The organism is Priestia sp. JSM ZJ58, assembly GCF_044383985.1.
Classification (GTDB): Bacteria; Bacillota; Bacilli; order Bacillales; family Bacillaceae_H; genus Priestia; species Priestia zanthoxyli.
Genome location: NZ_JBISEM010000001.1, coordinates 1,971,501 through 1,992,733, shown reverse-complemented (window position 1 = coordinate 1,992,733; position 21,233 = coordinate 1,971,501). Strand labels below are relative to the sequence as shown.

General features: G+C 38.0%; 18 protein-coding genes and 1 pseudogene. 3 read left to right on the top strand and 16 right to left on the bottom strand.

Annotated features, from left to right (window positions below):
• Positions 1-148: 148 nt before the first annotated feature.
• The 9 genes and pseudogenes from ACH6EI_RS10620 to ACH6EI_RS10575 form a co-directional block, all read right to left on the bottom strand.
• Complete coding sequence (locus ACH6EI_RS10620; RefSeq protein WP_098999520.1) at positions 149-559, bottom strand: hypothetical protein; 411 nt, start codon at positions 557-559, stop codon at positions 149-151.
• Positions 560-572: 13 nt separating this feature from the next.
• Positions 573-2,012, bottom strand: a complete 1,440-nt coding sequence (locus tag ACH6EI_RS10615) for an EndoU domain-containing protein (RefSeq protein WP_141558875.1) — start codon at positions 2,010-2,012, stop codon at positions 573-575.
• 553 nt (positions 2,013-2,565) lie between these two features.
• Positions 2,566-3,033 (bottom strand): DUF2004 domain-containing protein, encoded by a 468-nt coding sequence (locus tag ACH6EI_RS10610; protein ID WP_098999518.1) that lies wholly within the window; start codon positions 3,031-3,033, stop codon positions 2,566-2,568.
• A gap of 212 nt (positions 3,034-3,245) precedes the next feature.
• A pseudogene (locus ACH6EI_RS10605) lies at positions 3,246-3,446 on the bottom strand (tetratricopeptide repeat protein); the annotation flags it as partial.
• A 561-nt stretch (positions 3,447-4,007) separates the two neighbouring features.
• Entirely contained in the window at positions 4,008-4,319 is a 312-nt protein-coding gene (locus ACH6EI_RS10595; RefSeq protein WP_098999516.1) for a hypothetical protein, read from the bottom strand.
• Positions 4,320-4,588: 269 nt separating this feature from the next.
• Positions 4,589-4,990, bottom strand: a complete 402-nt coding sequence (gene cdiI, locus ACH6EI_RS10590) for a ribonuclease toxin immunity protein CdiI (RefSeq protein ID WP_098999515.1) — start codon at positions 4,988-4,990, stop codon at positions 4,589-4,591.
• A 12-nt stretch (positions 4,991-5,002) separates the two neighbouring features.
• The gene (locus tag ACH6EI_RS10585) at positions 5,003-7,411 is read right to left on the bottom strand and encodes a T7SS effector LXG polymorphic toxin (RefSeq protein WP_167387323.1); all 2,409 of its coding nucleotides are present in this window, start codon (positions 7,409-7,411) and stop codon (positions 5,003-5,005) included.
• 200 nt (positions 7,412-7,611) lie between these two features.
• The gene (locus tag ACH6EI_RS10580; RefSeq protein WP_028412986.1) at positions 7,612-7,884 is read right to left on the bottom strand and encodes a DUF5344 family protein; all 273 of its coding nucleotides are present in this window, start codon (positions 7,882-7,884) and stop codon (positions 7,612-7,614) included.
• A 6-nt stretch (positions 7,885-7,890) separates the two neighbouring features.
• Positions 7,891-8,244: a YwqH-like family protein gene (locus ACH6EI_RS10575; protein ID WP_014459697.1), complete on the bottom strand. Its 354-nt coding sequence runs from the start codon at positions 8,242-8,244 to the stop codon at positions 7,891-7,893.
• A gap of 336 nt (positions 8,245-8,580) precedes the next feature.
• On the opposite strand from ACH6EI_RS10575, the gene ACH6EI_RS10570 reads away from it, so the two are divergent.
• Positions 8,581-10,713, top strand: coding sequence for a GDYXXLXY domain-containing protein (locus tag ACH6EI_RS10570; RefSeq protein WP_098999513.1), 2,133 nt, complete (start codon positions 8,581-8,583; stop codon positions 10,711-10,713).
• A 221-nt stretch (positions 10,714-10,934) separates the two neighbouring features.
• Here the strand turns inward: ACH6EI_RS10570 and abc-f are convergent, their stop codons facing one another.
• The 6 genes from abc-f to ACH6EI_RS10540 form a co-directional block, all read right to left on the bottom strand.
• A complete protein-coding gene (abc-f, locus tag ACH6EI_RS10565) occupies positions 10,935-12,563 on the bottom strand; it encodes a ribosomal protection-like ABC-F family protein (protein WP_098999512.1) in 1,629 nt (542 codons plus the stop codon).
• A 370-nt stretch (positions 12,564-12,933) separates the two neighbouring features.
• Entirely contained in the window at positions 12,934-14,256 is a 1,323-nt protein-coding gene (melA, locus tag ACH6EI_RS10560; RefSeq protein ID WP_014459694.1) for an alpha-glucosidase/alpha-galactosidase, read from the bottom strand.
• A 26-nt stretch (positions 14,257-14,282) separates the two neighbouring features.
• The gene (locus ACH6EI_RS10555) at positions 14,283-15,113 is read right to left on the bottom strand and encodes a carbohydrate ABC transporter permease (protein WP_028412981.1); all 831 of its coding nucleotides are present in this window, start codon (positions 15,111-15,113) and stop codon (positions 14,283-14,285) included.
• Complete coding sequence (locus tag ACH6EI_RS10550) at positions 15,113-16,045, bottom strand: carbohydrate ABC transporter permease (protein WP_033579310.1); 933 nt, start codon at positions 16,043-16,045, stop codon at positions 15,113-15,115. Before ACH6EI_RS10550 ends, ACH6EI_RS10555 begins: the two co-directional genes overlap by 1 nt.
• Before the next feature lie 89 nt (positions 16,046-16,134).
• Complete coding sequence (locus ACH6EI_RS10545) at positions 16,135-17,394, bottom strand: ABC transporter substrate-binding protein (RefSeq protein WP_025751562.1); 1,260 nt, start codon at positions 17,392-17,394, stop codon at positions 16,135-16,137.
• Between the two features lie 311 nt (positions 17,395-17,705).
• The gene (locus ACH6EI_RS10540) at positions 17,706-18,740 is read right to left on the bottom strand and encodes a LacI family DNA-binding transcriptional regulator (RefSeq protein WP_098999511.1); all 1,035 of its coding nucleotides are present in this window, start codon (positions 18,738-18,740) and stop codon (positions 17,706-17,708) included.
• A 333-nt stretch (positions 18,741-19,073) separates the two neighbouring features.
• Here ACH6EI_RS10540 and ACH6EI_RS10535 point away from each other — a divergent pair, with 333 nt between their 5' ends.
• Positions 19,074-19,829: a hypothetical protein gene (locus tag ACH6EI_RS10535; protein ID WP_098999510.1), complete on the top strand. Its 756-nt coding sequence runs from the start codon at positions 19,074-19,076 to the stop codon at positions 19,827-19,829.
• Positions 19,830-19,858: 29 nt separating this feature from the next.
• Here the strand turns inward: ACH6EI_RS10535 and ACH6EI_RS10530 are convergent, their stop codons facing one another.
• Complete coding sequence (locus tag ACH6EI_RS10530) at positions 19,859-20,284, bottom strand: hypothetical protein (protein ID WP_141558874.1); 426 nt, start codon at positions 20,282-20,284, stop codon at positions 19,859-19,861.
• Positions 20,285-20,401: 117 nt separating this feature from the next.
• Here ACH6EI_RS10530 and ACH6EI_RS10525 point away from each other — a divergent pair, with 117 nt between their 5' ends.
• The gene (locus tag ACH6EI_RS10525) at positions 20,402-21,184 is read left to right on the top strand and encodes a class I SAM-dependent methyltransferase (RefSeq protein WP_098999509.1); all 783 of its coding nucleotides are present in this window, start codon (positions 20,402-20,404) and stop codon (positions 21,182-21,184) included.
• Positions 21,185-21,233: the final 49 nt, after the last annotated feature.

Sequence of the window (21,233 nt, the reverse complement as noted above, 5' to 3'; positions counted from 1 at the left end):
TCTAATTTTTCAATACTATACTTTGACTTTTTAGCTTTCACAAGATTTGAGACATTTCACCATAAGTTTACTATATCAACTCAGTCCAAATTTTAGGGAATCAAGTGATTTCGTACATTTTTTAATGTTTAATATTATTTGCAAATTTTTATAATTTGTTTTGTTGTAAAAATGCTCCTAAAATCCTTTCAATAGGTAAACGAGCATTTTTTAATAATTTCTCTACTTTGTCCTTTATTTGCTTATTAGAAGCAATTATTTTTTTATACTCTTCTCCATAAAAAGAACGTAAAGAATCTATTGCATATTCAGCCACTTCATCACTCTCATTAAGTAAATCTAATAATAAATTAAATCCATATACTCCGTTATCTTCATCTATACAGTAGGCCAATCTAATTTTATATTTATCATCTTTATCTTTTAATCCTCGAATTAAATTCTCCCAATCAATATTAGTAAACTCACTCATCAATTCTTGCACATACATAAATTCATCGTCATAAAAATAATTATCTGCGCTATTTTCAGATAATACTGCATCTACTTTTTCGTACATTCACTTTCCTCCTCTATTTACTAAAACCACCTGGTAATGGAGCATTAATTTGTCCTGTTGGATAGCCGCTAACTACCGTATCACCTATTTTAATAACATCAATTTCTACACCCTCAACAATTCCCCTATGGAAAGTTGCTCCATCTCTACCTCTAATACTTATTGGAGGAGAATTACCAATATCAGTTATACTATCTAAGATTTTAATATCACTCCAACCTTCGGGAAATATTGTACTATTTTTTATTTTTGAAAGATTCCCATCCGGAAATTGAGTTATATATTTAATATCTTTTGTACCATCAGGGTTGATTTTAATAGCTTCCGTAACATAGTTAGAATGGCTATTATTAATGTTTGATGAATGCCCTCCAATAATTTCATTTTTATTAGGGTTCTTTCTCTGTCCCAAAAGGATTTTTCCCTCCATTTCAGGTGTGATAATTGATTTGGCTCCGCTGACCGGCTTACTATTATTACCCGTACCCTTGGAAACATCTTTAACCTTATGCTTGGTTACGGTCTTTTCTGCTTTGTTTACGCGAAGTACGTATTCTGCTCCTTCGCTTCCGTATTTCACCACTTTCCCTGGCACTCTCGTAAAGCCGCCAAAAACAATTCCTGCTCCAGAAACAGAACGGTCAAAACTAGATAGTTCATTCCCCGTAATAGGATCGTATCCTACACTTGCTTCCCATCCACCTTTTACATTGGAAACTACAGGCACCATATCCGCTACAAAAGAAACAGCTGCTAGACCATCCTGTTGTTGCTTTTTGGCTTCTTCCTCATATACACTTCTTGCGATTTCAGGCTTTTTGTAATTCTCATATAGATACGGATACTTTTTCAACTCTTTTTCTAATTTTGCTTTAGAATGAGCAAGCGCCGCAAGATCCCTCTGAACCTTTGGACTGTTTTCCTTTTGAATATGTTTAAAAACTTCTTTAACATGGGGAGCTTTTTTTTCAAGCTGTTCGAGCTTCTTTTTTTGATCCAGTGGATGCATCATTTCCAGCTCTTTTAGCTGTTTTAGTCCAACTGTTTTAATAACTTGCTTTTCTTTTTGTTGAATAGTCAGCTTTTTAGGACTTGTAGTTTCTTTTTTAGTCCCAACACTCCTAACCTGCAACTGACGCATCACTGATTGCATAAGCATTCCCTCAACGCCCGTAGCGTTTTGAAGAATCTGTTGAGACGTTAGCATGCCTACAGTTGAAGAATCGTTGAGTGCCTGCAGGTATGGGCTTTTTTCAAGTTCCACTGCTTGCTCTGCAGGTGACAGTTCCGCTAGTTTTTTCATGTTAGCAGGTGCCGTATCCTGCTGAACTTGCGTTAGCACTTCTCTTATGTAAGGCGAGGTTTTTTCAAGCCTATGAATTTCTTTTAACTGTTCAGTAGGCGTCATTGCCTGAAGTTGAATCAGTTTTTCAAGACCTACTTCCTTTATCACGTTCTCTTGTTTTTCTTTTCGTGTCAAGACTTTTCAAATATAGCCTTACCCCTCATTACCTACTGTCATTAATTCTTGATTACTATCTCTACTCTTCCTTGAATACCTTCTCATCACATGCAACTTTATAAAAAACCCTTGAAAGGCATTTAGCCAATCAAGGAATAAATAATATATTCGTTAAATTTCCAATCTACTAATAAATCAAGGTAATACTTATCATTTTCTTCTATTTTCTTCAAAAATCAGCAACCTTACCTATAAATTTAAAGCTAACATAGAAATTTAGAAAACATATGTACTTAAAGCACTTGATTGTCTACGGTAGGCAACACATGCTTTTATTATTAGATTACATACAATATAGGATATAAATTTCGTAACGTTATAAAAACAGGATGGCACCTTTTGTATATCGGCCATGTGTCTATATTCATCACCCAGTAAAATGTCATCTCGCCTAAGCTCGTACTCCGTTTTTCTATTCTATCATTACGCTCAGTACTCCCTGACGGTACAACCATCATGAGTTTTTACTTTTTAACAGCCTATTTCAAATTGCAACATCCTGGTAACCCACTTCAGTTACTTTTTCATTTAATAGACGAAGCCCTAGTCCATTTTCTGTGTCCCATGTACAATCGAAGGTTATCCCAATATCTCGATCTTCATTAATATCTCCATACGGAACAACAATTCCAACTAAAGTTATCATCTCAAGTAATTGATTAGTCGTTTCGATTTGCGGATAATTTTCATTAACTTCAATGTCATACCCTAGTTCTTGGCGCTCTAGTTTGTAATAGTCTAATATTGCTTGTAAAAAACCTTGCTGTAATTGTTCCCAATTTTGCACTAATGAGTTATAAGCACTATATTGTTCTTCATCAAACTTACCGTCTTCTTCACCTTTAACCCTTAATGCTATTCCAGCTTCTTTTCCACAAAATTCAATGGTAGTGTACTTAACCCATCCATAATTATATTCAAGCTCACCAAAAACCGCATCATTTATTTTCATCTTATCTCTCCTACTCCACCACTAATTGTCATTTCCACAACGTACTTTAAACAAATAGCAAGTATTATAAAACTGTCTCTTGTAAAAATACAAAACGTCACCTCTCCTATTCTTGCTCTTATTACATTAGTATTAAAATAGCATCTCTTAATGGCTTTCCTTAATGAGCTATTAATTCAAATTCAAGGATATCTTTAACTGTAAACCAGTCACTCATACTTAGAAAAATAAGTATCTCCTAATGCTGTATAAATCCATGTACTTGTTTCCAAATTGTTCTTCGGTAACGAAACTAAATCTAGAGCAGCTATATAGCTCTCTATTGCTTTATTATCTTTTCCTTTTTCAACAAAAGCATTTCCTTCACTACATAACTTTACAATTTGGTCATACACTTGATCATTGAGTGCCAATACAAATCCCTCCCAATAATTATTTACCATCCACCTCAAATTGATATGGTAATACCACTGAACCATTAGTAGTACACTCTACATCTCCGATTAACGCTTAAAGGACAAAGTTTTTCAACCTTGTTCTTTAAATGACTAGCTTATTTTATTTAAACGCCAAACCCCATAAGGGTTATAAAAAGGGTCATCACTTTCAAACAGCACACACGATTCTTCCCTTAATTGAAAAACCGGAGCTTTAGGATCAACACTAAATGTTTCTCCACTATTAAATACAGGATTTTCGATCAACGTATATAGGCAAAAGGTTTGAAACAACTCTACTGTTTCAGCTGGATTGGTATTAGATGTAGATGTTAGTAAATCTTTATAGCCAAAAATTATGCATACCACAGGTGTAAAACACATCTTCTTCTCTAGACATTTGAACGAAAGCAGCAAATGCTCTGTTCTCTGTACCATTGTTAACGTATTCTAACCAATTATCTTTGGTAGTGGCCTTTCCAGATGACTCAACGTTCACTGCTAAACCGCCCGATTGAAGGACTGCCTTCCCGACACTTATAATTTCAAAAACTTGCTCAAGTGATCACCTTCTGCAATAATATATGCCATACTACGGTGATTTTGAAGGGTTTCAATATCATCTTTAGTAAATGTCCCATTTCCACAAAGCTCAAACGCTTCAGCTACATGAGGAATATGTTCATTAACAAATTCCACTTGATAAAAATATTCAGGCGTCTGTAATTTGCCTATATGTTCCCCTAGGTATACAAACTCTTGTTGACTTTCGTTAAATTTGTCTTTAAATGCTTGTCTATCTTTCCATGTGCCCGGTATTCCCAAAATAATTTTCGGATTATTTTCCACGCTCTCACCCACTTATAATAAATTAATTTATTGCTAGCTGTTCTTCAAAAATAGCTCAATTCGCTTAATTTGAATAGCATGCATAGATTCTTCTTTGAGTTTTTCAAAATTTTTTTGTAATTTGTCTAATGGTTTTTATAGTTTTCAAGAAAAAAGCACTTCTGGATTTATTCAGAAGTGCTTTTACTATCCCTTATTTAATAAGCATATTTGCCTTTAGTTTTCATCAACAACTCTTCAATAATCTCTTTTTTAAAGAGAGGAATCAATTAACCTTTTATATTATATTTATCTTTTATCTTAAAAAGAAGTTCTTTCACGTTTTCAGTACGCTCAGGATGTTTTTTAATGTAAAATTGGCATGCAGTTTGAAGATATTTACATAACTCTTCATAATCTACAATATTTTCTATTTCTTCATCTACACCATAGTAGAATAGAACTCTATTTTCTCCAAAAAATTCTTCATCATCTCTATCAAATTCATCTGAATATACTACACCCATATAATCCCGTCTTTCGACATATTCCTCCAAAAAGCCTTCTAGTATCCTAACAAAGTCATACTCCATTACAAAATCACCAAGCACATCAATAACTGAACCTTTATGGAGCCCTTGCTCCTCATACATTCGAATCAACTTATTTTTATCATCAAAAACAGTACTCATTGTATTATCTCCTTAGTTCTGTCCAAATTTCAATACTGGATAAAAATTTTCTATTTCCCCGGTATCAGTATTTTTAAATCCTTCAAACTTCAATCCATTACTTGAAACTCCCCGAATCATTTGTTTATTTGTCTGGCCTTTTAATTGTTTAACTCTTGACGATTCAATACCTTCCTCCATTGCTTCATTCCCCAATCGAACAATTTCGTCACTGGATATTAAAGCAGGGTCATAAACCGTTTTCTTATGAGGAGGTTTATCTTCCTTTGGTACAAATTTAAATTCTCCGGTTCCTTGTCCTCTATAATCTTTTATCTCAACTTTTAATCTATACTCTATATCGTATACCCCTTTAACATCTGGATGCTCATCCTTCTTAACTTCATCTAATTTATATTGATCACTATTATCAAAGTATTTTTTAAATTCATCATAGTTATGTCCGCCACTTACACCGTGACGTTTTGTACACTTTTCTACTTTCCCAGTTAAATGCTCAATATAGTAGCCTTCTTTATATCTTATATTCCCCTTAACCACCGCATCCTGATCATAAACCCCTTCAACATCCGCTTTACCACCAGGTTTTTCCACTTTCTCCAACGCTTTGGACTGACCTTTCGAAACATTCCCCATCTTATACGTCGTTAATCCATTTAACGCTTCACCAACGGTCTTTCCAGGTAACGCCTCTCCTATTCCTACCAGTTGAGGTCGAGGACGTAAAGTAGGTATCTCAGCATCTAATAAAGGTTGAAGCTTCTTCTGAACAGGTTCATATACCTTCTTCGACCAATTGCTTGCTGCTTTTGGGCTGACGACATTTCGCATATTGCTTAATGTTTTGGTTGCTTTATGTGCAGGTACACGCGGAACGTTTGTTACTTTTGGAACGGATTTTACGGCTCCTGCGGGTTTCGCTCCTCCAATTACGCTCGCAAACAGAAACATGCTGTTTTCCCAGTGCTCTTTTGAAAGAGGTTTGTCCGGATTAAGTGCCTGCTGCCCTACATCTAAAAGTCCCATCGTTGCGTGATTGACGAAGTCATACGGTGAATCAAACGATTTTTCTCCTCGCTCAATTAAGCCTTCTTTGAAGGAAACAGCGCCATCAAATCCGCCCATCGTTATATAGTTTCCAAAGTCATACAAGGAGTTGTACCGTTTATCTGCTCTCTCTCCCATACCGGCCCAAACGTCTTGTACTACGCCTTTAGTACCCGTAACTGTACCTTTTGCTAAAGTTATAGCACCTTCTCCTACGTCCTTGACTACAGCTTTTATACCAGTTTCTTCTTTTTTAGCTTTAGGATTTTCACAGATTTCTGTAAAGTCAAAGGATTCAGCTGTTTTTTTAGTCCCGACACTCCTAATCTGCCCCTGACTCATCACCGACTGCATAAGCATTCCCTCAACGCCCGTAGCGTTTTGAAGAACCTGTTGAGACGCTAGCATGCCTACAGTTGAAGAATCGTTGAGTGCCTGCAGGTATGGGCTTTTTTCAAGTTCCACTGCTTGCTCTGCAGGTGACAGTTCCGCTAGTTTTTTCATGTTAGCAGGTGCCGTATCCTGCTGAATTTGCGTTAGCACTTCTCTTATGTAAGGCGAGGTTTTTTCAAGCTTGTGAATTTCTTTTAACTGTTCAGCAGGCGTCATTGCCTGAAGTTGAATCAGTTTTTTAAGGCCTACTTCCTTTATCACTTTCTCTTGTTTTTCTTTTCTTGTCAAGGTTGTTGGAATACCTTCTTCAAAAACCGACACGCCTCCTGAATCGGTCATCGCTTTTTTCGCCAACGCGCTCAGCTCACTTACATTGCCCGGCTGAATGGAACCATTTTGAAACCCAGCTTTCACTTTAGAAAGCAGCGAATTTAAAGACGTCAGCTGATCTTGAATGGCTGAAAGGCTTTGCGTTTGCTGTTCGTCAAAACGGACTAAATCATTCATCGTTTTGTCCGCTTTGTTTTTTGCTTGTTCTACTTCTGTTAAAAAACCTTGATCGTTAAGCGCTGAAACAGAAGCAAGATGACTGACTTTTTGAATTGCTGCATTCGCTTGATCGACAAGCGAAACTGTTGTATTTCTTGTTTGATTTAAATGCGCGGGAATAGTGTCTTGCAGAAACGGCTGCGTGATGTAGCCGTCTTCGCTCGGTTCAAATGAGCGCAGCGCATGTGTGATTTGAGTTAGTCGAGCTTCATAGGAAGTGAGTAATGAATGATACAGCGTTAAAAAAGAAGCATGTCCCGTTTCGTAAAAAGACCGAATCGCTTCTCCTCCTTTTCCTTTAAACGCATCATCTAAGCTTGAAAATGCCTGAACCTGTGAAACCAGGCCCTGAATTTGTTCTTTTTGACTTTTAATAGAGTCTAAGATAGCTTGAATATTTTCGTGAAAAGCATCGACATCAAGTGTTTTCAATAATCTGTAACCTCCTAGCTGTATCGATGTAGAAAAACAACGAACGGTTAACGAACAACCGCCCGTCATTTTTCTAAACCTAAGCGGACGCTCCTCTTTACAAGGCTTGCATCATCCGCTAGATAAAACCTTTTTATTTGAATGCCACATCTATGCTGGTTGAAAGGTTGTTTTTGATAGCTTTATATAAAATATGAACATTATTTAGCGGCGTTTGCAGCTTTTTCATCTGCTTCTTTTATGGACTGCACGGATTTTTTGGTGGCGTTCAAATCATCGAGGAGCGTTTGCTTGTAGTCCACAATTAACGTTTGCAGCTGCTGGTTCAGCTGGTTTAATTCATCGAGCACCTCTAGTTCTTGTCCGCTTCCGACGTGAAACGGAAAAAGCGGCTGAAACTGCTGCGCAGCAGCGCTTAGGTCACTAAGCGTTCTATTAATTTCACCATCTATTACTTTAATTTCGTCTGCCATATTGCATCACACCTTATCTTTTGCTTCGTCTTCTTGCATTTTAATGGCGCGTTCCATCCCTTGTATATCTGATTGAAGCGCCGTAATTTTTGCATCAATTGTCGTGATGGCGTCCGTCAGCTGACGGGTCAGCAAATCATCGTATTCGTCTAACATAGCGGTGCGGATGTCTTCAAACCCAACAGCAAGGCTGCCTGACCAAGTGGCGGAAGTAAGCTCTGGTTCTTTTACCTTTTCCTTTGCACGTTCAAGCTCTCCTTTGACTTCCGTTAACGTGTTTTTACTAGCGGTAAGCTGCTGGATATCTTCATGTGCCTGCTTCACTTGGGTATACAGATGAGCAACAAACATCTCATTCATATGATGACACTTCCTTTATATCTATCTCTTGGTTTCTCTAACAGTAATTCCCTTTTATAGCTTATCAAATAAAGAAAGAGAGCACATCGGCATGTTTTCTTATATTTTTTGGGAATAATGTAGGTTTTTAGTTCAATACCCACTCTTCAGGATAAAATAACCAAAACTATCTTACTATTGACAATTTATCAAGATTTTCGGACTACTTTGCTTGTTATTTCCGCGCCACTAAAAGGCCTTTTTACACAATTTTTTTGTTAAAACGCATTCATTCTTTCTATTTCCAAATATTTAAACATGCGCTAGTATATACATAATATAAAGAGGAGGTTGAGTATGAGAGAAAAGCTCGTAAGACTCGGTTATTTACTGGGATTGGCTCTTGTTTTGTCCGGCATTTTATATTTTTTCGCATCGAACTGGCAAGGCTTTGACCGCTACATTAAAATTGCGCTGAGCGTGGGGCTGATGCTGCTGTTTTACGGAAGTGCGTTTGTAGTGCGAAAGCTGCTTCCTCAGCAGGCGTTTTTAAGTCACTGGACGCTTTTGGCCGGCGCTCTTTCATTTGGATTAAGCATCGCGCTTCTTTCTCAAATTTACAACACGCACGCTGAATCGTACTGGCTGTTTTTAATTTGGCTTGTGCCGGTTATTTTGTTTAGCTTTTTTACAAAGTATCAGCCGTTTTATGTGTTATCGTTTGTTTTATTTCAATTCACCATGGCTTTTTTTATTTCACCAACAGGCGCAGTTTCACAGCGAGGTGAACACGAGACGCTCTTACTTTACGCAGGAATGGCGCTTGTGAACTTACTCATCTTTTGGATCATAAAAAAGAAACAGCGCTCGTCTCCTGTGATCATATATGCAGCGTTTTGTTTGTTTCACTACATTTTTTTAACTGTTTCCCTGCCGGATTTCACAGGCAGCTCTAGCTTACGGATTGGTCTTATTATTTTTTATTTGCTGTTTCTACTAAGCTCCTTTTTTTATTTTTCAAAAGTGAAGCCGCAAAGGTCGTTTTTAGGGATTTCCATTGTGGCATTTGCTTTATTTGTTATTGAACAGTTTTTCTCTTTTATTTTTAAACACTACGCTGAATGGTCGCTGTTTTTAGCTTTAGGGTTCGTGATTTTGTTTATTGGTGCAAGCGTATGGTTTGTCAAATGGCTCACTGCTAACACGTCAGCACAAAAAACCTCGCTCCGCGTAATCAAACGAATAGCGGTGATTGGGATTACGGCCATTGCATCGGTCATCGGCAGCAGCTCTTTAGGAGGACTTGTCACACTTATTACAGGAACGTACCCAACAAACGGAATGCTTGTGATTGGCGTTTTGCTGATTGTGGCATGTTATTTGATTAAAGCAGATATTCCAACCGTGAAATATACGCTTTTAATGATGGGCGTATTAATTAGCGGCGGCGCTTCTTTTTTTGTGAACGACATTCTGTTTTTTATCTACGTCATCGCACTTGTAGCGCTTTTAGTATTCACAAAGCATACGCCCGTTCGCCTGCTGCTTTTTGTGCTAGTGCAAGGGCTTCTGTTAATAAAGGTTCCGACTGCTTACTATGACACTATCAAAATAGATTATGTGCTGCTCGCTTTGTTTCTATTAAATGCCGCTGTGTACGCGATAAACGTGCACCACGCGTTTAAAAAAGCAGCGCTGCTTCTTGCTTTTATCTTTTTACTGTCGCTGACTGAATTAAGCGAACCGTCTTTTTTAAATATCATTTACTGCACGGTGTTTTTTGTGATTTCGACCGTCTTTTTATTTGTGACGGTACGAAAAGAGCCAAAGTATGATTTTATTGTTGGCATGATTTTCTGGTTTGTTTTTTTAGCGATGAAATATTACGACTTTGTGTGGGATTTATTTAATAAATCACTTGTGCTCGTTATTTTAGGTCTTATCTTTCTTTTCCTAAGCAGGAAATGGGACCTGTCAACGCCTGATCAGCCGCAGCCGTCGTTTCTTGATCGCAGCCGAACCGCTGTATGGATCATCATTCTTGTTCAGCTTATTATGCTGGGCGGCATTTTCACTAAAAACGAAGTGCTTCTTCAAAACGGAAAAGAAATTAAGCTCGCTTTACAGCCGATCGATCCGCGCTCGCTGCTGCAAGGCGATTACGTTGAGCTGAATTACGACATTGCGCACGTTACCTTACCTCATGTAAAAGACGGTGAAAAAGTGAAGCTCGTTCTTCGCCCTGACAAACAAGGCGTGTATAAATACGCAAAAATCTACCAAGCGGATGATGACTGGAATAAGCCGTATACTTCTAAAGAAAAAGACGTTGTCATTACGGGCAGCTATCACGACTGGGGAATTCAGTACGGAATTGAACATTATTTTATTCCAGAAGGAACCGGCAGCAAAGTGGAAAGCGAAGCTCGTTTTGCTACTGTACGAGTTGGAAAAAATGGAGATGCGATCGTTACCAAAGTAGGAAAATAAAAAAGCAGCCGCTTCAACATTGAAGCGGCTGCTTTTTGTTTTAATTGATAAATACGCCGATGGTCATCGTTAGAATAAGAATCACAAAGAAAATAATGATTCCATAGCCAATCCATTTTATTCTTTTGGGCGTTCCTTTTACATTCATATCCGTTAATTTTCCTTCAATACGCTTTTGATGTTCAGTAACATCATTGTATTCATTGTTAGGTGAAGTGATATTACCCTTCCTTTCTATTTAATCGTTTTCTTTCTTCTAAAAGCTCTTCGTATCTTTTTTCAAGACGCTGCTTGTCTTTTCCTTCTGGCGTGATAGAAAGCTCGCTAATCACTTTTGTTAATTCTAGTTGAAGCGCAAGTTTCTCGGCTTCATTTTGCTGCTGTGACGCTTTTTTGCTTTTACCCGTGTCTTCAATCGCCGCGAGCTCCGCTTTGGACTGTTTTAACGTCAAAACATGCGTCGCAAGCTTTTTAACAAAATAGCGGTCGTGCGTCACAAATAAAATCGTCCCTGGATAAGCTTTTAACACTTCTTGAAGCGCTTCTTTTGTATGAAGATCAAGATAGTTGGTCGGTTCATCTAAAAGAAGAACGTTATAGTTTCCTAAAAAGACTTTTGCTAATGCCGTTTTGACTCGTTCTCCTCCGCTTAGCATCTCTACTTTTTTATACACGTCTTCACGTTTAAAAAGTAAGCGCGATAGCACCGTACGAATAAACTGTTCAGTGTACGGGCTGTCTTCTTTAATGTTTTCTAAAATGGTTTTAGCGGGATCTAGATTTTCAAGGCGCTGATGGAAAAAGCCGAGTTTTACAGGCTTCGCAACCGTAATCCCTTCTGTTCGCTGCTCAATCATATTCAGCAGCGTAGATTTTCCGGCGCCGTTTTTGCCGACAATCGCTACTTTCGCTCCTGGCTTCACACCGCCTTTTAGGTTTTGAAACAAGATATGATTACCAGCTGATGCTGAGACTTTGTCAAAGCTTAGTACCTGCTTGCTGTGCACTTGGTGAAACTGCGATAGGTCAAAATGAATTTCTTCCATTTCTTTTGGCTTTTCTTTTTTCTCCAGCTTTTCAATTCTTGTTTCAATCGCTTTTGCGCTTCTGTCTAGCTTCGCTTTTTGTTTTCCGACCGCTCGCTTATGAAGTCTCGCTTCAGAGTTGCCCATGCGGCTCGGCGCTTTTTTAAGCGACTTTGATTTTTGGCTTTTTTCTTCAGACGCCAGTTCAAGACGCTGCTTTTCTTTTACATACTGTTCATATTCAAACTGCTGTCTTTCAACCGCGTGTTTTTTTTGCGTCACATATTCTTGATAATTGCCTTCATAACAGTGAATTTTGCCGCCTTCTACTTCCCAAATAGACGTACAAAGGCGGTTTAATAATTCTCGGTCATGTGAAATCAGCAGCAGACTGCCTGTAAAAGACTTCATTTCTTCTTCAAATTTTTCTACGCCTTTTACATCTAAGTGGCTCGTTGGCTCATCGGCTGCAAGCAGTTCCGCGCCGGATGAAAGAGCAGATGCAATTTTCTTTCTTGTTTCTTCTCCTCCGCTAAGAAAGTCCGCTTCAGTTGGCACACTCCACTGACTTTTCATCTCAGGAGAAACGTCTCCTGTAGGTTGAATATCAAGCTGTGGAATCAGTGAGGAACGGCCATATGTTTGCACAATCCCTTGATCTGGACTCATTTTCTTCATTAAAATATGAAGCAACGTCGATTTGCCTTCTCCGTTTTTCCCAACAATTCCAATTCGCTCTCCGCGATGTACTTGAAGCTTCTCCGCTTGAAACAGCAGGCGATCTCCATAGCTTTTTTCAATATTTATAGCTTCTAACAATAACATAAAAAAACCTCCCTAGGATTTCTAGAGAGGATTAGAGGTCATAATTAGGCATACGCAAATATGCACCCTTTTATAGAGTAAAAAAAGGGAGAAATCACTTCATATAAGACATATAGAAATGGCACCTAAAAATGTACAGACTAATCCTATCTAGACAAATGTTCATTTAAAATAAAGTTTTAAAAGAATGTCTAAAAAAATAGGATTACTTATCCATTGTCTACGGTACCTTTCCTTTCTTAGTATAAAATGACTTACTTCTTACAGTGTATGATGAACATTTTTAAATGTCAATATCCATTTGGATGATATTCCCTTCTTTTCCTAAGTACAAAAAATCCTCAGCTGATCTCAGCCGAGGATTCTTTTCTTACACGTATTGATTCACTTTCCCTGTAAAATCAGGCAGCCACTCACCGTGTGCTTCAATTAAATCATCGCACATACGAATGATGTCATCCATGGATAATTCCGCATTTGTATGAGGATCTAGCATCGCTGCTTGATAGATGTGCTCTCTTTTTCTAGTGACAGCTGCTTCAATAGTTAATAATTGCGTATTAATATTCGTGCGATTTAACGCCGCAAGCTGCTCTGGTAAGTCTCCTACATAAGTCGGCATAATACCGCTTCGGTCTACAACACATGGAACTTCTACGCACGCTTTTGTCGGCAGGTTACTAATTAAGCCTCCGGTATTTAATACGTTACCCGCAAATTTAAACGGCACGTTTGTCTCCATTGCTTCAATGATTCTAGAGCCGTACTCATGTGAACGTGTATGAGTTAACTGACTGTTGTTAACCATTTCTTCTCTCATGGATTCCCAATTGCTGATTTGCTCTTCGCATCGGCGCGGATATTCATCAAGAGGGATGTTAAACTGATCAACAAGATTTGGATATTTATGTTTAATAAAGTATGGATGATATTCTGCGTTATGCTCAGACGATTCGGTAATATAATAACCGAACTTATCCATTAGCTCAAAACGCACCATATCATGATGCTTTGTTCTTTGTTTTTCTTTTGCCAGACGCTTGATTTCTGGGTATAAGTCTTGTCCATCTCTTTTTACTTCTAGCAGCCATGCCATATGGTTAATGCCTGCGATTTTCTCTTGTATTCCTTCATGATCCATTCCGAGAGAATCAAATAAATCTTTTGTACATACTTGAACACTGTGACAAAGGCCTACCGTCTTTACATTTGTATAGCGCAGCATTGCACCCGTTAGTGTTGCCATTGGATTGGTGTAATTTAAAAACAGCGCATCCGGACATACTTCTTCAATATCTTTTGCAAAATCAAACAGCACTGGAATCGTGCGCAGTGATCTGAAGATTCCTCCAATTCCTACTGTATCTCCAATCGTCTGACGCAAGCCGTATTTTTTAGGAATTTCAAAATCAATGACGGTGCTTGGTTTGTATCCGCCTACTTGAATCGCGTTAATCACATACTTTGCTCCTGTTAAAGCTTCTCTGCGGTTCAAATAGGCTTTAACCGTAATATTCACTTTGTAGTTTTCTTTTAGATTGTTTAGCATATTTTCCGAATCTCTTAAACGCTCAGCATCTATATCGTAAAGTGCAAACTCAAAGCCAGCTAAAGCAGGCACAAACATGCAGTCTCCTAAAATATTTTTTGCAAAAACTGTACTTCCCGCTCCGATAAATGTGATTTTAGACATCGTCATCTTCCTTCCTCGTATTGGTTTTATCCTTTTACAGATCCTGATGAAAGCCCTGCAATAAAGTATTTTTGTAGCACTAAAAATAAAATGGTCATTGGAAGCATCGCAATGATTGCAGCTGCTCCTACTAAGCTAAGATTATTTTGATTTTCGGCAAAAAAGCTCGCTAACGTAACGGTTAATGTATGCATTTCCTTATCTTGAAGGAAGAAAATTGCAAACTGATAGTCGTTCCAAATATAGACGCTTGCAATAATTAAAATAGACGCAGTGACAGGCTTTAGCAGCGGAAATACGATTTTAAAGAAAATCGTTAACGTGCCGGCCCCGTCGATTCTTGCTGCTTCCTCGAGCTCTTTAGAAATAGTGGAGCGAATGAAGCTCGCATATAAAAAGATCGTTAGCGGCAAAAATGCTGCGACATTATTTAAAATAGCAATTTGATACGTGTTCATCATCCCCATATTCACAACCATTTTGTACAGCGGAACTAGTGCTGTTAAAGGCGGTATTACCATCACGGCGATAAAGATAAAATAGACGTACTTATTTAGTTTCGTTTGGCGTCGCGCTAAAGGATACGCAGCCATTGATCCTAAAAAAATAAGCAGAATCGCCGAAACGAATGTAATGATAAATGTATTAACAAAAGAATTTCCTAAGTTCGCTTGCTCCCAAGCCGCTGTGAAATTTTCAAGGTGTATACTTTTTGGAAATACCCATTTTGAACTAAAATCCCCGGTTGCCTTTAAAGAAGTCGTAACTAGAATATAAAAAGGGACAATATGAACGAGCGTTATACAAAGCGCTAGAAAGGTAAAAAATCGTTTTTTCCGTTTATTTGTATAGTCCATCACGCTTCTGTCTCCTTTCGCTTAAAGTACACAAGTGCTGATAAGCTAATGACTAAGATAATGAGCGCCATGCACACACCTTGAGTTGCAGCATAGCCGGCGTCTTGTCTTCTAAAATATAAATCATACATAAAAGTAGACATTGACTGCGATGCATCTCCAGGCCCTCCTCCTGTCAGCGCAACAATGACGTCAAACAGTTTTAAACCTCCGATAATATTTAAAACGACGTTAATTGTAATCGAAGGCATAAGCAGTGGAAGCGTGATGTTTTTAAACTGCTGAAGAGCCGATGCTCCGTCAAGCTGTGCCGCCTCGTAATAATCTTTTGAAATACTTTGCAGCCCCGCTAAATAAATAATCATCGCAATTCCAACGAATTGATACGTATTGACGAACACAATAATCCAAGAGTTAAGCTCCGGAGTCCCCAAAGCATTAATCTTCTCAAAGCCTAAAAATACAAGAAGGTCATTTAAAGCGCCTCCTTGGTAGGCAAAAAAGAAGTACCAGATATACCCCATAATAATTGGGCTGATAATAACTGGAAGGTAGACAATTGTTCTTGTTACAGCTTTCATTTTAATGCTTTGATTGAGAAGCAAAGCATACAACAAGCCAATAATGTTTTGGAAAATTGTACTGCCTATTCCGTAGAGCAGCGTATTTTTTATCACAAGCCAAGTCGTTGGGTCTGCAAGCAAACGTTTATACTGCTGGAGCCCAATCCAATCGTATGTTTGTGAAAATCCATTCCAATTAGTAAAGGAAAGTCTAATTCCGTTAATAAAAGGATAGATAATAAAAACGGTGATAATTACTAAGCCGGGAAGGTACATCCACCATAAAGAAGACTCTGTTTTTAATTTTTTCTTTCGTTTTTCCGTATCTCTTACTACGGAAACCGACTCTTTCCTGACTATTTCATTCATCGTGTTCACTCCTATTTCAGCTTGTGTTGAAAAGAAGCAGAAGACTATCTCCCTGCTTCTTAGCGAACAAGGAACTTTTGCACACTATTTTATTGTTTACTGAGACGCTTGTACTCTTTTTCCATCTCTTTTGATAATTGCTTTGGCGTTAAACTTCCCGCTAGCAATTCTTGACCTGTAGAAGACATCACTGCCCACATACCGCTCGGTAAATACTTTCGGTCGAAGTATGGCTCAACTTTAATATCGCTATACTTATCGTAGTATTCAGAGTAGTAGTTTTGGGTTTTATTGTTTGTCAGAGCCGATGCTGAAGACGTTCCTTCGGCAATCTTTTTGGCAACTTCCGGCTGTGACACAAATTCAATAAATTTTTTCGCTTCTTTAAGGTGCTTAGAATCCTTCCACGCAGCAAGGGTAAAGCGCTCTCCGCCAATCCAGCTTTGCGTGCCCCCTTTATGAATAGCAGGCACCGGTACCGTTCCTACTTTTACTTCGGGATTTAATTCTGTTGCATCCGGTCCAAGAGATCCGCCCACAAATGTAAAAGCAATTTTATTTTGAGCCATTAATTCCGTTGCTTGAGATACTTTTGCGGTTAATACATCTTCATTCAGCAGCCCTTTTTTCTTCATTTCTGCCATTGTTTCCGCTAGAGGCGTATAGTTTGACCAATTGAATGTTCCTTTTTCTAACTGCTTAGCATAGTTCTTATTTTTTGCTGTAATAAGCTGAGGTGTAGCCAGCTGATCAAACACTTGAGCAATATTGCCATTTTCCCCTCCTGGAATCCATAGAGGCGCTACTTCTCCTTTGCTTTTCTTTTTTACTGTTTCTAACGCTGTTATAAATTCATCCATTGTGTTAGGAGGCTTTATTCCGTATTTTTCTAACAGCGTCGCATTATAGCTAATTCCGTCTTTTGCTTGATTTAAAGGATACGCATACACTTTGCCGCTTTTATCTTTTAAAATTTGATTTAGCGCCGGATCCAAATGCTGAACCCAATCCATATCTTTTAAATCTGCTACATACTCCCCGTAGCGAAGCTGAGACCAGCCGTGCGTATCAAATAAATCCGGCATATCATTTGCACCCATTTTCACACGAAGCATATCTTCATAGCCGTTACCCGGAAAATTTGCATCAATTTTAATATCTGGATTTTGTTTTTCAAATTCTGCAATCGCGTTTTGAAGCGCTTTTCTCTCGCCTTTATTACTCATCGTAGAAAAAAGCGTTAACGTTGTTTTCCCATTTCCGCCTGTTGCTGCTTCTTTATTTCCGCAGCCTGCTGCCACAACAGAAAAGACTAGTAATAGAACGAAAAGATACGTAAGCTTTTTCATTTATCTTTTTTCCCCCTTATACTCTATCAAGACATAAATAACTGAATATTCAGTTATTTATACATAGACAAATTCATTGCACAACGAAATAAAGTCACTTATAATTTAATCCTATACTTTTACAAAGGTTCAAAGAGTCCTAGAGATGAAAAAGCTTTTTCATTTACATACTTATCTGCCAATAAGTATGTAGTTTCTAGGGCTTTTTAACCTGCCTTTTTTATGTTTTTTTCTATTTTTCTTCCCCCTTATCACTCTTTATGTATGAATTCTTCTTTTCTATCACCCCCTTTCGAGTTATAGCTTTTAGGTTACTGCTTCTTGAGTAAAGCTCCGCAGCTTTCACGATAAATTAATTTAGTCGGCACCATGACTTTTAAAGGAACGGATCTGCCGCTTAACCGATCTACTAGCAGTTTAACAGCCTGCCTTCCCATTTCTTCGGTATATACTTTAACTGTGGTGAGCGGCGTGCTCGCAAATGCTGCGACATCCACATCATCAAAGCTTACAATCGCTACGTCTTCAGGAACCTTTATAGTTGATTGCTGCAAGGCACGCATCGCCCCTATCGCCATTGCATCACTTGCGATAAAAAATGCCTGAGGAAGATTTCCTTGCTTAATCGCTTGTGCCATCAGCTCGTAGCCTTCAGTCATTGAGTACTCCCCTATATAAACTTTCTCGGAATCAAGCAGGCCTTTTTCATGCATAACGCGTTCAAAAACTGTTTGACGCTGATCTTCAATAATAGAACTTCCATTTATATAGTGTTCTCTTTCTGTCCCTCCGATATAGCCAATTCTTTTATAACCGAGGTCAAATAAATGATTTAATGCATGTTTAGTAGCTTTCTCAAAATCAATCATGACCGAATCGTACAAATCCTCATCCGCTTTGTGATTGATAAAAACAATAGTATCTAAATGATTGCTCACTTCTTGAACCGTTTCTGGACTAACTCTTCCCACTACAATTACTCCATCAAGATCCTGCAGCAGCTCTTCTTGCTTCATGCCTTTTAGTCTAAATGACTTTACTGTAAAAATTTCTTTTTCTGCGCATTCACTCTCTATTCCATGGCGAATAGAAGAGAAAAAAGGGTCTACTAACTCTTCTTCAAGGGATTGAGCAAAAATAATACCTATCCTTGGAGCTTCTATGTCTTTTCCGTTTGCCGTTCCTTTTCGTATCTTCACAGGCGTATATTGCAGCTCCTTGGCTGCATGAAGAATGCGCTCACGGGTAACCTCAGATACAGAAAGCGTATGATCATTATTTAGTACTCTGGATACGGTTGAACTGGAAACATTAGCGTACGCCGCTATATCTTTTAAAGTTGCCATCTTTTTACCTCTCTATTATAATCTTCTATTTTTACTAAATATTTATCTCTTATATTGGAAGAATAGCACATTAATAAAACGCTTTCAATAAATAATTTTAAAATTTCAGTAAATTTATTAAAATATTCTCCAAAATTCTTCATTTCTTTTGTTAGTTTCGCCGTTAAAGTGACAAAAAAGCCGCTACCACTGCCTTGTTTTTATCAAACCGCACTAAAACTTAAGTAAACTTTTAGTAAATATTAATTTTTATAAGAATTTGTTCATATTTGATATAAAACGGTTTGTTGGGGAAAATAAAAGAAGAAATACTGATAAGGAAAGAGAGCGCATATGATTAGCAAACATTCTTATTTTCAACAATGTCTGCCTGCCCTTCAACAATTGCATAACATGAATTTCACGAAAGAACAGCTGTTGCAAAAAGACTTTTTAATCGGTCAAGAAAAGGAACTAAGCATGTACTACTCACCCCATAACGATTACATAAATCCAGACGCTCATATTATTATTGCCGGCATCACACCAGGCTGGTTTCAAATGAAAACCGCTTTTAAACAATGCGTTTCCAGCCTGTCCCATCATCATCCGCTTGAACAAGTACTGTACGAAACAAAAAAATCCGCTAGCTTTAGCGGAACGATGAGAGTAAATTTAATAGACATGTTAGATCGATGCGGCGTTCAAAAAGCGATCGATATAGACAGTGCCGCTGAGTTATTTGCTTCACAGCGAGATATGCTGCATACCACGTCCGTATTAAAGTATCCTGTGTTTTACAAAGGAAAAAACTATACGGGTCATCAGCCGCCAATTGAACGATCAGCGCTTCTTTCACACTATGCTTTTGAAGTGTTCACGCATGAATTGAGCGAAATAAAGAATCCATGTTTAATCATTCCGCTAGGAAAAGCAGTTGAAAATGTTTTAAGAAAACTTTCGCGTGAACCTTCGTTTTCTCGGCATACGTATTTATTTGGCTTTCCTCATCCATCCGGAGCAAACGGACATCGAAAACGGATATTTGAAGAACACCTAGATGAATTCACGGAAATTGTGGAGGATTGGGCTGTAAAAAGAAAGAGCTGAAACTAGTTTTGCCTCTTTCTTTTTGTAATTTAAGCCTCTTTATTTCGGGCGATATTTGATGCTTTATTACGCAGCCCTGCCCTCATAAAAATTCGTTCTGAAATAAAAGCAGCAATAAAAAATAAAGCGACTAGTCTTCCTAACGTGAACACCAATGAGCATACAGCAATTAAATGGTAGAGCGCTGAAAACATAGGTTCACGTTTTTTACTTGTTTTTTTAATTGAAACGTTCACGGCTAATTCAATTACAGCGGAAAGCAAAATGAGCAGTGCTATTACTTTACCCATCCAACTAAAATCACCAAATCGAGTAGGAATATCAAATACTGGCAGGTTAAGATCCAAATGCAGCCACCGATCTATATAGCTGAAAATAATAGATACAGCAGCTAAGAATACGCATAAAGTCCAAACCTTCACGACGACAAATCCCACCGCTATTTTTCTAATCATAAAAGAATATAGATACTCCAAATTATTTACCACTCCATTTCTCTATGTTTGTAAGAACATTAGGAACCTTATTTGCTATAATTATGTAAAAATACGCCTACACGGAGGCCAGCCTTTATGTTAACAAATTTAGACGAATATAATAACCCTCTTTTATACGATGATGAAAATGAGCAGTATACAGAAGACATTGCTTTTTTACTAACAGAAGCAGCTAACAAACGCGGAATGATCCTTGACTTAGCCTGTGGTACAGGGCGCGCAACTATTCCATTAGCACAAGCGGGACATTCACTGATTGGAGTAGATATTCATCCACCTATGCTGCAAGAAGCGCAGAAGAAAGCCGAGGCTTTGAAGCTATCTGTTAAATGGGTGGAACAAGACTGTACTAAACTCGACTTAAAAGTAAAAAGCGACTTTATTTATATCGTAGGAAATTCATTTCAGCATTTTCTAACAAATGAAGAGCAGCACGCCTTTTTAAGAAGCGTTCATACGCATTTGAACGAAGGTGGAACCTTTATTGTTGGAATACGTTTTCCTTCTATAGAAGAGCTAACGTCAACAGACGCCGAAGAGTATTGGAAAAGCTATCAAGATTCCGACACCGGATATACAACAGACGTCTACATAAACAGCCACTATGACGCCATCAAGCAAATTCAGCATAACCTCACCACTAGAAAGATAAGAGATTACGATAAAACAATCATAAAAGAAATAACAACGAAAATAGATTTACGCTACACGTTCCCGCAAGAAATGGCGCATCTTTTAACACGTAGCGGATTTATGATTACGAGCGTCTACGGAGATTGGAAAAAGAGCGCTTTGACCAACCAAAGCACCCAAATGATTTACGTTTGTAAAAAACAAAGAGTCAATTCCACTCCTTAACACGGTTTATAGCCTGTTTATTTCTAGTATTACAAAGAAGGATACACAT